The following is a 14052-nucleotide window of genomic DNA, read 5'->3' on the forward strand; positions in this document are numbered from 1 at the left end:
ATCTATGATGAAAGCCTTAATAACAGCGGCGTTGAGCCTTATTGTGGCCGCCACGGCCGGAGCAGTGGTTGACATGAAGAATGCCAACTACGCAAACACCTGGACAGACCTGATTGTTCCAGGTTCCGGCTATGACCTTAGGGTTCAGCGAACTTATAACAGCCGATCCTTGTTTAATGGGGTCTTTGGCTTTGGCTGGTGTTCTGATTTTGAAACCACTTTGGAAGTAACTGCCGAGGGAAATCTCCGTGTCACAGAGTGCGGAGGCGGCTTGGAAGTTGTATATACGACCAAAAATTTTAAGCCCGGAAGCGTGGACAAAACGGTCGATACCATTATTGCAGAGGTGCAAAAACGCAATAGGGACCTTAAACCTCAGTATTTTAAAGACCTTAAAAAGGAGCTGTCCGAAAACGCCTTTTTGCGCGATGAATTTACCCGACAGCTCAAGCTTAAAGGCAACGTAGTCTCTGGTCAGGCCTACCACGCGAACGGCCGAGAAACTGAAAACGTTATGTTTAAGGATGGAAAATACAAACGCTCTCTTGAGGACGGCACATTTCAACTGTTTGATTCCACCGGACACCTTGTAACGATGTATGATCGAAACGGCAACCACCTTAAGCTTGAGTGGAAGGGATCCCAACTGTTGAGTGTTGTGGATAACAACGGCCGAAAGCTGTCGTTCTCCTATTTGGCCAACAAGCGACTCAAACAAATTGCCGGACCAAATGGCATCCTGGTCAAGTATTCGTTTTCGGGAGAGGATCTAAAAGAGGTCCACAACGCCTGGAAAAATGTTTTTAAGTATGACTACGATGATGTTCATAACCTGGTGAAAATCCATTATCCAGATAAAACATTTAAGGAACTGACTTACAACAAGGACCGTGACTGGGTAACGAGCTTCAAGAATCGTAAGGGCTGTGTGGAAGCCTACGTTTACGATGTGGATAATGAAAATCCCAAGGATCACTACTGGTCAACTGTCGAAAAGACCTGCGGCAAAAAGGTGACTAATAAGAGTACCTATGAGTTTTTCCATCGCAAGCGTAAAGACGGACTTGGAAAGTACTTGTATCGCGTGCGAACCGATAACAATGGAAGTATTTCCGACATCGTCTATCACGAGACATTCGGCAAACCCATTTCTGTGTTGCGAAACAAGTTTAAAGTCACCTATGGCTATTACCCAAATGGGTTGGTGAAAGAAAAGCGGGAAAACCTGCGCAACCTTGAATTCAGATATGAGAACAAATGCCAGAAGGTTTCGGAGGTGCGGATTGAGTATTTTCAGCCCGAAGTTCCAAAACAGAAGGCGGGAGACAACAAAGCTGGCCGCAAAGTATCCAGCTTCAAAAAGAAGCTAGTAAAAAAAGTGCGTACTACTTTTAAATATGACTCTCCCAAGTGCAACCTGGTCTACGCCAAGAATACCGATGGACAAACAGCTAAAATCCAGTACGACACCCGGGGCCGGATGGCAGTTATTGAGGACCAATCAAAAAAAGTGGTCAAAATTCAGTACGAAGAACGCTTCGGCAAGCCGGCAAAGGTGGAACGACCTGGTCTGGGTACGATACATGTGACTTATAAATCTGATGGAGAGATCGCCAAGGTTCAGAGCAAAGAAGGGCCGACGGTGGCTGTCCAGGTGGCGAGCATCTTTAATAACCTGTTGGATATCATTGCCCCAGCCACCTCAGAAACGAATCTTTAGGACGGAGTCGTAAATGAAGAAGACCATTCATATCGCTTTTTTTACCTTAATCATTGCCCTGATCCCCGGAGCCTGTCTTACCGCCCTCGCGGAGTCGGACCCCAAATCCTATGTGGAAGAGCCCCTGGGATCGATTGAAGAACAGCTGGCGGGCCGTGATAAGAATGAGTGCGGAGAATGCTCGAAGCACTTCCGCGATGACCAGCTTGGCCGTGGGGATAACCCTCGGCAGGTCACAGACCGCGTAGCACGAGCCCTAAGCGGCGAGGCTACTGGCGGGGACACCGGCACCAAATCCACCAAATAGGGGCTCCCTGGAGCCCTTGGGCCCCCATTCAACTGTCTAGATTCGAGACACCCAGGTGACCATCTTCCGTTACCCCCCTTTTTTTTGACCAGAAAATGGCCGTTTGGGTCCGCTGGGCTCTTATAACTTATTGAAATTACAATGGTTTACGGCCCACGGGCAAACGTCATATTCTGGCACATCTCTCGCTTCTCCTTAAACTAGGGAGCCATACTGATTGGCCCCATTGTAGGAGGATTAGATATGACATCCTTAAGAATTACGATGATTGCTCTGGCTTTAATGGTGAGCCCACTGGCTTTTGCGTACGGTAATTCCAGTATGACAACGGTTAATTGTCAGAACGCGGGCGTGTACGCTGGTGAGGACAATACCCGCCATGACGATGCTCCAGCCAAGCAGGTTCGACGCGTGACCTTGTCCCTTAAGGGTCAGGCTAAAAAAGCTGAAAAACTGCGGGCGCCCGCTCAACAAACTCGCTAATTGGTATTGAAAATTCAAGTATTAGGGATCTTTCTTCTGAGTGGATGGTCCCTTTTCATTTTTTCGATCCCAAAAGCGATCCACCTGACTATGGGATTCAGACCGTAACTTCTCTTTGGCCTTTTCGGCCTGCTCCTGAATGTACTGCTTACTTCTCTGTAGGTGAATGCCCAGTTGCCGCTGGCCGGGAACCTCTTGGGTCTTAATTTTTGATTCAACTATTCCTTTGAGTTTTGTCCAACTGTCTCTCACAAAAGCAGCTCCGCCCTCACCGACTTGCTGAAGGGGCTCTACGATGGGGCTATTCACAATAAAGGTCATCACATGTGCCTCAATCGTTCGCTTGCCAATCTGGGTTTGCATGACCGCAGCCAGAAGAAAAGTTATTACGATTGTCTTGATAAAAAATAGTAAATCGCCCATCACACCATCCTCAGTTGACCGCTAAACGAACTGCCTGCTCCAAATCCTTGGCTTTAAAAGGCTTCACTAAAAAACTACAGCACCCCGCCTCCAACGCCTTGAGCATCATGTGCTCCTGGTCAGCTGTGGAGCAGGCAATGATTTTGATATCCGGATTCCCTTGTAAAATTTCTTGAGTGGCATCGATTCCGCTCTTTTTCGGCATAACGATATCCATAATCACCACGTCTGGATTTAACTCCAAGACCACGGAAACGGCTTCTTCACCATCCTCAGCTTCGCCAACCACCTCAATATCGGTGGTGAGAAAAATATTCCTCATGACTTCACGGATAAACGGGGCGTCATCCACAATGACCAGTTTTATTCCCATGGAATCCATTATAGTAGTTTTGCAGTTTCATCCCAAATAGAATGTTGAGTTCATGGACTCCGGATCGTCTGCTGCCAAAGTCATTACCTTCATTACAGCCTTCACCGGCTGGAAGGCCTATGCCGCCATCCTTGGCGTTCTGACTGTTTGTGGTCTAGGTGTCCCAATCCCCGAGGACGTCTCCTTGATTGCGGCGGGCATTCTCGCCTCAATGAACAATATTTCACTCACGGGTGCTCTTCTTGCCGGGTTTGTTGGCGTCATGATCGGGGATACCATATTGTATGTGGCCGGACGAAAGTTTGGACGCCGGGTTTTTACCCTACCTTTGTTTCGGCGGATTTTCACTCCTGAGCGCATTGCCTTGGCTGAAAAAAAGGTTCTTAGAAACTCCAAGTTCATTTGTTTCACTGCCCGCTTTTTACCGGGACTCCGTTCACCAATATTTCTCACTGCTGGCATTATGGGTGTACGCCCAATCGTGTTCTTTACTCTTGATGGCGGAGCCGCACTATTGAGCGTCCCCCTATGGGTGGTCGGTGGGTGGTGGTTTGGGAGCCATCTTGAAGACGCCTTGGCTTTTGCGAAAAAGATGCAGGTCTCTCTTCTTATCGGGTTGGCAGTCTTAATTACCAGCTATATTCTGGTAAAGCGGATCCGCAAGAAGCGGCGCAAAGCCGCACAAAAGGGTGAGTCTGCTGCTCCTTTATAAATAATCTATCCCTGGATTCGATCTGTTACTCCGCCCAGGTGTATCCCAACTTAAATATGGTAGTTCCGGTGTTAATATAAACGCCCGTCGGCTGATTGCCAGAGATCGGATCAGGCAGACTGGCTTGACCGTCAAAAAGAGACTTGTCCAAAGTATGGGAGAGCTGCCAATAGAACTGGTGTTTTCGATCCATCACAATCCGTGAACCCACGTAAATTCCCAAAGAATAGGTCTCTTGCTTGGAGCCCGAGCGTATATTAATGCCGGTTTTCCCTTCCTGCTGGTCGCCCCTGGGCAGCAGTTGAACTCCGGCCTCCCACAGGTGGGAAACACTCGTCGGTTGCTGAATACCCAAGGTTATTGATGGACCGGATGTCCTCACACGGATGCGATCAGGATCATTGGCTGGGACATTGATACGATACTCTCTGAATCCAACGCCGACAAAGAGCATGGGGGATTTGCGATCCAAACCAAAAGACTTGCGAAAAAAGAGGCTGCCAGCCCACCATTGATGATCTGCGGGAATTCTTCTAGTTCCGGCCGGATCACCTCGAATCTCTGAAGCCAGACTTGTCGCAAAGTCGGCGCGAAATCCCAAAAAAGGTGTGATCCAGATAGTCGCATCGGCTGACACTATGGGGCCAAAAGAGTGATGGCGCCGATACCAGTAATTGCTGTTCGAGTCCTGGTAAAACACTCCGACTGCAGCGCCGACTTCAACCAGATTTTGCCTCAGATCCCTTGGGTGCAGGAGGTTCTTAAACTCCTGAATGCTCTCTTCCGAGCCCCCGAGAAAAAAATCTCGCATTTGTTCCGCAACTTCCTGCTGCTGGGTCTCCACCTCCACCGTCACGGGCTCCTGAGCACCCTGCTGGTCAGTGGCAGGATCTGATCCGGGCTTGGCGTCAGTCTTCTCTTGGGTCGATATCTTAGGCTGGACTTTAGTACCATCGGTCTTTGGTAGAGTTTGTAGCGAATCCGTTCGAGGTGTGGTCTTTGTTTCTGGCCGGACCGTGTAGCGACTGGAATCGAGAGAGTTTTTATCTGGAGACTTCCCACTTGAACGCAAAAGAGTAGCACTTGAGGGGTCGACCTGGCCAAAAGCCAAGCTCGCTCCCAGTATTCCCGTTACCAAACTGCAAATGAAGAATCTAAAAATCACCCCACTCTCCCCGATTAAAAATCGGCATTATTGCTTATCATCTTAATGGAAATTGACCCTTCTCCCCGAGAGAGAGAAAATAAAATTGAGCGTATTTTTCATGACAAGATGTTACACGTTTGTGCTTTTGTTTTTTTCTCTTTTAGGTAACCTCTGTGTTTCTGTGGCACAGGACGATAGTCGACCTCTAGTTAGCGCTGAAGATGATTTGGTCACCATTCGTAGCATTTCTGTTTTACCTGCAACCGACAACCTTCAGGGAATCTACTCCCGCCCTCTTGAGAACTATCTAATCGAGAAGATCAAAGAAGATCACCATTGGGATTACGTGCAGGCGAACACCGTCGGCCCCGTTTTGTCACCGATGGAAATGGAGCACGACCCCTCCATTGTTCGTCAGGTCAGCCAGGGATTAAATGCCGATGCCTTTTTAGTTGCCAAAGTGACCAAGGGGCCCAACGGTGTTGCGCTCAGGCTTGATCTCTTTCTCGTCAAAGATGCTCTGCTGCTTGCTCAGGCGGAGGTCGCCAATCTTCAACAGTTTGATATAAAGTCCTTACAAGAACAGACGTCGATCCTTTGGTCACGAATTCAAAGTCAACTACCCTATCAGGGACGTGTTCTCAGCCGTCAGGGAACGAGAGTCACGGTCAATCTTGGCAAGCGGGATGGCATTACCAACGACACGGTTGTTAATGCCGTTCAAATTTTAAAACTTAAGCGACACCCAAAATTTCATTTTCTCGTCGGTGCAGAAAAAGAAATCATTGGCAAAATTAAAGTCCTCAAAGTCGATGAGACCTTGAGTTTCGGACGGGTCATTCTGGAAAAGGAAAAGGGGGCGATTGGTAAGGATGCTAAATTGGCCGGCCTGGATTCCGTATCTTACCCTGCCTCCGGCTCTCTTTCCGCTGCGGACTCTGGCGGAGACCCACTGTCCCGGGCTGACAGCGATGTTAGCTTTGGCAAAAGCCCCACCGCTTGGGTTCCCAAACGCCCGCCCACGTTTGGCCAAATCGGTGCGCGCCTTGGTCTTGGTCAGTATGCCGGCAATATGTCGCTAACGGGAGTCGGATCTCTAAGCTCAAGTAACGGCCTATATCCTTCGGTAACCTTGGACGGGGAAATCTGGATCACTCCAGACTGGACGGTGCATGCCCGCCTTACCCAGGGAATCATCCCCGTTAGTAACCCACGTTCAGGCTCAACTCCGGGAGAACTTTCCCAGTCTTTGACGGAAACCGATCTGTCTGTCGGCTACACCTTTCATGCCGGGCCCAGCATTTGGGACTCAAAGGTCGAAGCCATATTTGGCTTTTCAAAATACCGGCTCTATACTGACGACTCTACCGCTCGCGGCTTTACCACCATGGATTTTAACGGCTTCAAGTTTGGCGGCAAAGGCTCTATCCCGGTGACCGAAGATAACCTTTGGAGTGCTGGCGCCTACATTTTCTTCTTCTGGAATCCAACCATGAAAGAGAGTCCCGTCTCGTCAGGTGACGACAACGACGCCACCATCAACCAATTTGGTCTTCTCTGTGGACGCAAGCTCTCAGAACATTTAAGGCTTGAGGCCTCGCTTGATTTTGCCATTTATTCGGCCAAATTCTCAGGTTCCGGCTCGCGAGCCGAACCCGCCACCAGCGCCAGCCATCGACACACCGGCCTCGCCGCCGGTATTTACTACCTGTTTTAATGGTACCAAGTCCCATAAAAAAAAGCCCGGTTAAGCTAACCGGGCTTTTTAGCTGACCTGCCCAACAAAGATCGTCGGGTAGTCACTGGACTAAGATGCCCCTTACATCATCGGCATTCCGCCCATTCCACCCATTCCGCCCATGTCGGCAGGCATTCCTTTTTCTTCTTTCTTAGGAGCTTCAGCGATCATGGTTTCAGTCGTCAGCATCAAAGAAGATACGGACGCTGCATTCTCAAGCGCGCAACGAACAACCTTAACTGGGTCCATGACGCCAGCCTTCAGCAGGTCTTCGTACTGCTCTTCCAAAGCGTTAAAACCGTAAGCAGTGCTCTTATTGCTCAATACGCGATCAAGAACAATTGCTCCGTCAATACCGGCGTTACCAGCAATTTGACGAAGAGGCTCTTCACAAGCGCGAGCGATAATGCGAGCACCGAAGCGCTCTTCCTCACTAAGATCAAGGCCCTCAAGGTTGCGAGAAGCACGCAGAAGGGCCGTTCCGCCACCAGCTACGATACCTTCTTCAACCGCTGCGCGAGTTGCGTTCAGAGCATCTTCAACGCGAGCCTTTTTCTCTTTCATTTCAACTTCAGAAGGAGCGCCAACATGGATGACAGCTACGCCGCCAGCCAACTTGGCTAGACGCTCTTTCAGCTTCTCTTTGTCGTAATCGCTAGTGGTCTCTTCAACCTGAGCGCGGATCTGGCTCACACGAGCTTGAATTTCCTTCTTCTCGCCAGCGCCATCGATGATGGTGGTGTTATCCTTGTCGATAACAATGCGCTTTGCATTTCCGAGGTCGGCCAAAGTCGCTTGCTCAAGCTTGCGGCCCATCTCTTCGCTAACAACAGTCCCGCCAGTCAGGACAGCGATGTCCTCAAGCATGGCCTTACGACGGTCGCCAAAGCCAGGAGCCTTAACAGCAGCAACTTGGAGAGTTCCACGCAGCTTGTTCACAACCAGGGTAGCAAGAGCTTCACCATCAACATCTTCAGCGATGATCACCAAAGGACGACCTTGCTTGGCAACGCCCTCCAGGATTGAGATCATGTCCTTCATGTTGCTGATCTTCTTGTCATAGATAAGAACAAATGGGTTCTCAAGAGCAGCTTCCATTCTCTCGGCGTTGGTAATGAAATAAGGAGAAAGGTAGCCGCGATCAAATTGCATGCCCTCAACTACGGTCAGCTCAGTCAGAGCGGTCTTGCTTTCCTCAACCGTAATAACGCCCTCTTTACCAACTTTGTCCATGGCCTCAGCGATCATCTCGCCGATTTCCTTGTCGTTGTTGGCAGAAATGGCGCCCACTTGAGCGATTTCTTTTTTGTCTTTTACGGGCTTGGCCATTTTAAAGAGGTCCTCTTTAATGGCGGCAACGGCTTTATCAACGCCCTTTTTTACAGACATGGGGTTGTGGCCAGCGCTGACGATCTTCGCGCCTTCGCGGAAGATGGCTTGAGCCAGAACAGTTGCAGTAGTTGTTCCGTCACCGGCATCGTCATTAGTTTTGCTGGCAACTTCTTTAACCATCTGAGCGCCCATGTTTTCGAACTTGTTCTCAAGCTCGATTTCTTTGGCAACGGTCACGCCGTCTTTAGTGATCAGGGGGGCGCCAAAAGACTTTTCAATAACCACGTTACGGCCCTTAGGACCAAGAGTGACTTTAACCGCGTTTGCCAGAGTGTTCACTCCGCGCAAAATTGCGTTACGAGCATCTTCGCTAAAACGTAACTCTTTACTCATTTTTCTACCTCATTCCCGTTCAATAATTAGTTAAAAATTCCCAGAACATCTTCTTCACGCATCATCAAGAACTCAACGCCATCAAGCTTAAGCTCTGTACCTGCGTATTTGCTAAACAACACTTTGTCGCCAGCCTTAACTTCCAAAGGCAGAATTTTTCCATCTTCGGTCACACGGCCGCTACCGGTCGCTACAATTTCACCACGCTGGGGCTTTTCTTTTGCTGTGTCAGGAATGATAATTCCACCAGCTGTAGTCTCAGACTCGTCCAGACGACGAACCAAAATACGATCGTGCAAAGGACGCACATTTAGTTTTGCAGATGCCATTTTAGGACCCTCCTATCGATTCAATGTGTCCTGATTTTTAGACAAACCAAGCTATTCCGCTTTTTCAACGACCTCCGCAATATGAAGGTCGACCAAAAAGAGTCAAGGTCGTGACTGAAAATTTTTTGATGTTCCCCGCCCCCTGCAGAAAACTTTGCTTTCCTCGATTATTTGCGCTTGGCGTTATTGCCAAGCCCACCCACTCCGCGTAGGTGGCTAGCGACGGCCGGACTGGCCGCGGCCTCTGCGGCCGAGCGCCGCTCTTTTTCTCTCATAAGTGCTTGAATTAGTTGGGCCGATTCCTCTGAGCTCAGGCGCTCAAGAAGGCCCGTAAGGGCTTTAACATCGTCCCGATAATTCACCAAATACACAGTAATATACTCTTCAAGACCCAAATCATGGGCATATTGAAGGCTCTCGTAGGCCGAACGAACCTCACGGCCCTGGGCCTTGGATGGCTGTGGCGCGCCAGAAACTTGAATTCTCCGAGAGCTTGGCAACTCAGTGGCTACAACCTTTTGCTGAGCCCCCTTGTTTGCGGCCAGTGAGGCCGGCTCACCAGCCACCCTCTCAAGAGCCTCCTGAGCCTCACGAATTTGCTGGTTCTTCCAGTCACGAAAGGCCATGGGCGCTGCCGGATCAGTGCTCACCAGTACTTGTGTCTTCTCTGGCATCGCCGCCCAGGCTGACAGACACAGACTATATAGGATGACGGTTAAAAGAATTCGTACCACCAAAACATTCCCCGGATATTACGTACCGACGCCCATTCCACCTGGGCTCATCGGCAAACTGTTCAAGGCCTGTGCCACCGTGTTCGTGGATTCAGAACGAGTTGAATAAAGAACCCAGGTCCAAATTCGTCATTAAGTTGCTATGCGTTGCCGAAAATTGATCCTTGCTCTCGCCCGCATTTGGGGCGATTTCCTAAGTAAGACGCTGGGGGTAAATTTTCCATGTTCAGTTACTTGGCAGTTTTCACAGGCGCCGCAGTGGTTTTGGCCGCGGCATTTGCTTTCCTAGCTCTTTATATGCGACGGACCAATTCGCGGCTCAACGAAGATCTCAAGCTTGCCGAATCGGAAAAGCAGTCGGCCCTTTCTAATCTCACGATCTCTGAAAGCCGAACTCAGCAGACATTGAAACACAATGGTGAACTTGCGGAACAGCTCCAAGCTCAGAGGGAGCGAATGGAGCAAGTACTAGCCGACTGCGCTCGCCTGGAGACTGAAAAAAGGGGCCTGGCGCAAAATCTGGAAGATCAAAAGAAGTTCGTTTCTGATTCTTCTCAACAAATGGAAAACTCCTTCCGCAGCTTGGCTGCCAAAGCCCTGGAAGGCAACAATCAGCAGTTTATCGACCTGGCCAAGCAAATCTTGTCTAAAGAATCCGGCACCTACATTGCCGATATGGATAAGCGAGACCAGGGGTTTCGTCTACTACTGGAGCCCCTAAAGGATTCTCTCACCAAGTACCAAAGCTTTGCCCAACAGATGGAGGTCGAAAGACAAAAGGCCTACACCTCAATTGAGTCCGAACTCAAACGCATCACGGACACCAGCTCATCTCTTGCCCAAACCACGGCCGCCCTTAAAGACGCCCTTAAAAAACCCCATGTGCGGGGTCGATGGGGTGAAGTTCAGCTGCGCAACTGTATTGAGCTGGCCGGCATGTCTGAATACTCGGATGTGAATTTTCAAGACACAACGACCATGGACGACGGCCAACGGCTGATCCCGGATATGACGGTGCGTATGCCCGGAGGACGGTTGGTGGTGGTTGATGCCAAAACACCCTTGGACGCCTTCATCGCGTCACTTGAAACTACTGATCCAGAGGTACGCGAGGCCGAGATGATTCGCCACGGCCGTCATGTGAAAGATCATATCAAGCGCTTATCTACAAGGGCCTATGGTGAAATACTCGATGAGTCGGCCGACTTTACTGTGATGTTTCTTCCTAACGAGAGCTTTCTTTACGCGGCACTTGAGTCGGAACCGGACTTGGTGGAATACGCCCTTCAGCGCAAAGTTCTCATTGCCACCCCTCCGACTCTTATCGGTCTTTTAAAAGTCATTCGCTTCGGTTGGAACGAGGAAAAGCTGGCCGCCAACGCCAAATTGATTTCCGACGCGGGCAAAGAACTCCACAAGCGAATCTGTGATTTTGTTGAGGCCTACACAGGTGTTGGCAAGGCCCTGGATAAAGCTCGCCAGGAGTTTGATGTGGGCATGATGCGCCTGGAGCGGCGAGTTTTGGTTCAAGCCCGTCGCCTGGAAAAGCTTGGTGCCAAAAGTGCCAAGTCTTTGCCTGAGGGCCTGGGTGAAGATGATTCCCAAAGTTTTGAGGATTCCCCCTCGCCCGAGCTTATTGAGGGTGCAAATGAGCCTAACATTGAGGCGGAGCCTGACTCCAACTTGGAAACAGAAGCTTAGCATTTAAGTGACAAAAGTCTATCCCCCAGAGCCAGACTTCCACCACTCAGATCGGCGTGATGATCGGGCGATTTCTCGCCGGCTCTTCGCCCCCAGCGAACAGTACTGCGCCCAAATCCAGGTAGCCCCATGTTGTTCGCCAACTTCGAACACAAACACTCATCACACACTGCATTTCTTTGCCTCTCTCGTGTGTGTCTCTTTAGGCTGACCGCAGATTTTTTAACAACACAATTCCTTAGGGGGAATTTATGAAGCGTCTACTTTGGGGCCTTTTGCTAACAGTCGGTTTTACTTTTAATGCTCAGGCTTACATCAACGAGGATAGTTCCTGGGACGAAATTCTGAGCACCATCAACATTGAGGTCGCTGATCCTCTTGGGGTTATGAGCGACTACGCCAATCCTGAGGGGTTTCTTAACAGCTGCCTAGTTGACGGCGCCATTCGCACCATTAATCCCGTAAGCTACTGTGCCGAATACCGTGAGTGGGAAACCAACCCTCGCCGAGGTAGAGAGTCCGAGTGCGTCCGCTATGGGAAGCGCCATCTGGCGCTTCCTCTTGTTTACGAAGCTAAGCGCTGTGTGAACTGGGAAGACCTCGGGCCTCGTCGTGGTCTTGGAGAGTGCATCGAGTGGAAAACTCAAACATTCACTCGCCCGACAGATTATCAAATCAAGGTTTTTCGTAAGATTGGCAACAATAACAAGTCAGTGATCTTTACCAAAGCCTTTGCTGTACCGGGCTGTTAAACAATTTGACCTACCCTCCATTTGGGTCAACCCCGACAACGATCCTCACAGATTCGCGGGGTTGACCCGAGTCTTGACCCGGAGTGTTTATGGAAAATGATTCGACCGACCGCCAAAGTGGGGAGAAAAAATTCACTTTATCACGAGTTGAGCAGGCCGGACGTTTACAGGGATCGGCGATTGCAATAAAAGCCCAGTCAGATGACCGGGGTAATTACAAGATGGAACCACGCCAAGACCTTCTGCGCCACGCGGTTGAGAGCTATCTACACCAATCGCACCTAAGCCTTTCTGCTCTTGCAGGCAAGCTTGATATATCCAAGTCCCATTTGTCAGACATCAAAAACGGCAAGGCAAAAGCCGGCCTTGATCTTGGTCTAAAGATCCTTAAGCGCTGTGGGGCTGATCTCAATATGCGCCGGGAGTGGCTTGATGAGTACATGAAGGAAGAAGTTCCCGAGTATTCGGATCTTCAACAAACCGCTGTCGCTGACAGCTCATCCAGCAAACTCTCACAGGAGTTTTGCCAGAGACTTGAAACCAACAGCACTCTGATGCACATCATTTTAGATGTGATGGAACAAGGGGAGCTCGGCCTTGCTCGGTCAGACATCTTAACTCGGTATGGACAGGCGGGCATCGAGTTCGCCGAGTCTCTGGTGGAGGCCGGACTCGTTGTTTCGCGCCTTGAGCGCTACTACGCCTCGGACCAACGCCTTCAGCTTTCACGCAAATCCTCTTATTCCTTTGTCGAGAATACCTTGAGAGAGCAGCGGGAAAAGTATTTGGCTGGCCAGTATGAGGGCCGGTTTGAATTTCAGGTGGATGACGTTACGGAGGTCGCCATGGAAGAGTTGTTTCAGTTACATCAGGATTATATGAAGCGAGCCGCAGAGATAGTTAAAAAAGTCCGGCACCAGGATGGGGCTAAAAAATGCAAGCGGGTGATGGTCCAAGCCATGACCTCGGTGTTGCGTAACAACCTAGTAGTGATGGTCATGGGGGCTCTTCTTACCTTCTTCAGTTTATCGGATGCCATTGCAGATGGAGGAGGCCTCGGCGGAGGCTCCAACTCGGCTGGCGTCAAAGCCCTTAGAATGATGGGATTCCCAACAGAATTGCGGGCCATTGAAGCCGGAGGAGACATTGAGGCTGTCATTGAAACGGCTCAGTACCAACCCGCCATCAAAGCCGGCCATGAACGCTGCCAGAATCTTCCCGGCTATAAAGTCCTTGATCAGGTCCGCCTGAATAAATACACCGTGGATCGATATTTTAAAGATCGGCAGCAGCTGTATGAGCTCACTCTCTATTTGGAAGTCTTCTGCCGCGATACCCGTGAAAACGGGTGGGCCAAACAATAAAAAGCCTCAGCGGCCCGGAACCGAATCAAATGGTCCCGCCTGTTGCCAGGTGGAGGCCGCTGAGCGCGGGGAAGGGGAGGTCACGTTTTGGTCAATACCTACTAGTACCAGAGGCGATTGAATCGATTCTCTGGCACCCCGGATGACAACCGAGTAGTAACCTTCATTACCCTTCTGAAAGTTAAAAAGGGTCAGAGTCGGTCCCTCGGCGCCTGGAATCGGGATCTTGTTAAAGTACCACTGGTAGTGCAGCTCATCGCTACGACTTGAGTGGGCCTCAACATACATGAGAAGGGGCTGCCCTGCGACCACAGCCTGTGGACGCGGGGCCTTTACTATATGCAGTCCGCTTTGCTTTGCGGGCAAAAGGTCTGCAGGTTTTGTGTTTTTGGCTATATTCCAACCCAACCAACCAATCACACCAACCAAATAGAGCTTGAGCACCTTCTCAATCAATCCCGGCTCCTTATGCCTGTTAACTAGAGCAATGAAAGTGCCACTAATCTTTGCGCCTATACCCGGCAGTTTTAATTTGGCGCCCCGG

Annotated in this window: 15 protein-coding genes; 8 read left to right on the top strand and 7 right to left on the bottom strand. The window is 50.1% G+C overall.

Annotation, left to right across the window (positions count from 1 at the left end; genetic code table 11):
- Window positions 1–4: 4 nt before the first annotated feature.
- The 3 genes from H6624_13525 (at window position 5) to H6624_13535 (ending at window position 2510) form a co-directional block, all read left to right on the top strand.
- Window positions 5–1720: a cell wall-associated protein wapA gene (locus tag H6624_13525; protein ID MCB9085363.1), complete on the top strand. Its 1716-nt coding sequence runs from the start codon at window positions 5–7 to the stop codon at window positions 1718–1720.
- Between the two features lie 13 nt (window positions 1721–1733).
- On the top strand, window positions 1734–2027 hold the full coding sequence (locus H6624_13530) for a hypothetical protein (GenBank protein MCB9085364.1): 294 nt from the start codon (window positions 1734–1736) through the stop codon (window positions 2025–2027).
- Window positions 2028–2270: 243 nt separating this feature from the next.
- Entirely contained in the window at window positions 2271–2510 is a 240-nt protein-coding gene (locus H6624_13535) for a hypothetical protein (protein ID MCB9085365.1), read from the top strand.
- Window positions 2511–2531: 21 nt separating this feature from the next.
- Here H6624_13535 and H6624_13540 read toward each other — a convergent pair whose 3' ends face one another.
- Both H6624_13540 and H6624_13545 read right to left on the bottom strand, forming a co-directional pair.
- Window positions 2532–2933 (bottom strand): hypothetical protein, encoded by a 402-nt coding sequence (locus H6624_13540; GenBank protein MCB9085366.1) that lies wholly within the window; start codon window positions 2931–2933, stop codon window positions 2532–2534.
- A 10-nt stretch (window positions 2934–2943) separates the two neighbouring features.
- Window positions 2944–3306: a response regulator gene (locus H6624_13545; protein MCB9085367.1), complete on the bottom strand. Its 363-nt coding sequence runs from the start codon at window positions 3304–3306 to the stop codon at window positions 2944–2946.
- Between the two features lie 52 nt (window positions 3307–3358).
- On the opposite strand from H6624_13545, the gene H6624_13550 reads away from it, so the two are divergent.
- A complete protein-coding gene (locus H6624_13550) occupies window positions 3359–4018 on the top strand; it encodes a DedA family protein (protein ID MCB9085368.1) in 660 nt (219 codons plus the stop codon).
- 25 nt (window positions 4019–4043) lie between these two features.
- Here H6624_13550 and H6624_13555 read toward each other — a convergent pair whose 3' ends face one another.
- Window positions 4044–5183 (bottom strand): hypothetical protein, encoded by a 1140-nt coding sequence (locus H6624_13555; GenBank protein ID MCB9085369.1) that lies wholly within the window; start codon window positions 5181–5183, stop codon window positions 4044–4046.
- Between the two features lie 100 nt (window positions 5184–5283).
- On the opposite strand from H6624_13555, the gene H6624_13560 reads away from it, so the two are divergent.
- Window positions 5284–6882 (top strand): hypothetical protein, encoded by a 1599-nt coding sequence (locus H6624_13560; GenBank protein ID MCB9085370.1) that lies wholly within the window; start codon window positions 5284–5286, stop codon window positions 6880–6882.
- 102 nt (window positions 6883–6984) lie between these two features.
- Here the strand turns inward: H6624_13560 and groL are convergent, their stop codons facing one another.
- The 3 genes from groL to H6624_13575 all read right to left on the bottom strand — a co-directional run bounded on the left by groL (window position 6985) and on the right by H6624_13575 (window position 9694).
- Window positions 6985–8628: a chaperonin GroEL gene (gene groL, locus H6624_13565; GenBank protein MCB9085371.1), complete on the bottom strand. Its 1644-nt coding sequence runs from the start codon at window positions 8626–8628 to the stop codon at window positions 6985–6987.
- A gap of 26 nt (window positions 8629–8654) precedes the next feature.
- The gene (gene groES, locus H6624_13570) at window positions 8655–8957 is read right to left on the bottom strand and encodes a co-chaperone GroES (protein ID MCB9085372.1); all 303 of its coding nucleotides are present in this window, start codon (window positions 8955–8957) and stop codon (window positions 8655–8657) included.
- Window positions 8958–9124: 167 nt separating this feature from the next.
- The gene (locus tag H6624_13575; protein MCB9085373.1) at window positions 9125–9694 is read right to left on the bottom strand and encodes a hypothetical protein; all 570 of its coding nucleotides are present in this window, start codon (window positions 9692–9694) and stop codon (window positions 9125–9127) included.
- A gap of 219 nt (window positions 9695–9913) precedes the next feature.
- Between H6624_13575 and rmuC the strand changes: the two genes are divergently transcribed.
- From rmuC to H6624_13590, 3 genes are all read left to right on the top strand, one after another.
- Window positions 9914–11392: a DNA recombination protein RmuC gene (gene rmuC, locus H6624_13580; GenBank protein MCB9085374.1), complete on the top strand. Its 1479-nt coding sequence runs from the start codon at window positions 9914–9916 to the stop codon at window positions 11390–11392.
- Window positions 11393–11643: 251 nt separating this feature from the next.
- Window positions 11644–12144, top strand: a complete 501-nt coding sequence (locus H6624_13585; protein MCB9085375.1) for a hypothetical protein — start codon at window positions 11644–11646, stop codon at window positions 12142–12144.
- An 89-nt stretch (window positions 12145–12233) separates the two neighbouring features.
- The gene (locus H6624_13590; GenBank protein MCB9085376.1) at window positions 12234–13508 is read left to right on the top strand and encodes a helix-turn-helix transcriptional regulator; all 1275 of its coding nucleotides are present in this window, start codon (window positions 12234–12236) and stop codon (window positions 13506–13508) included.
- A gap of 6 nt (window positions 13509–13514) precedes the next feature.
- On the opposite strand, the gene H6624_13595 is transcribed toward H6624_13590, so the two are convergent.
- On the bottom strand, window positions 13515–13964 hold the full coding sequence (locus H6624_13595; GenBank protein ID MCB9085377.1) for a hypothetical protein: 450 nt from the start codon (window positions 13962–13964) through the stop codon (window positions 13515–13517).
- Window positions 13965–14052 lie beyond the last annotated feature (88 nt).

Source organism: Pseudobdellovibrionaceae bacterium (assembly GCA_020635075.1).
GTDB lineage: Bacteria > Bdellovibrionota > Bdellovibrionia > Bdellovibrionales > UBA1609 > JADZEO01.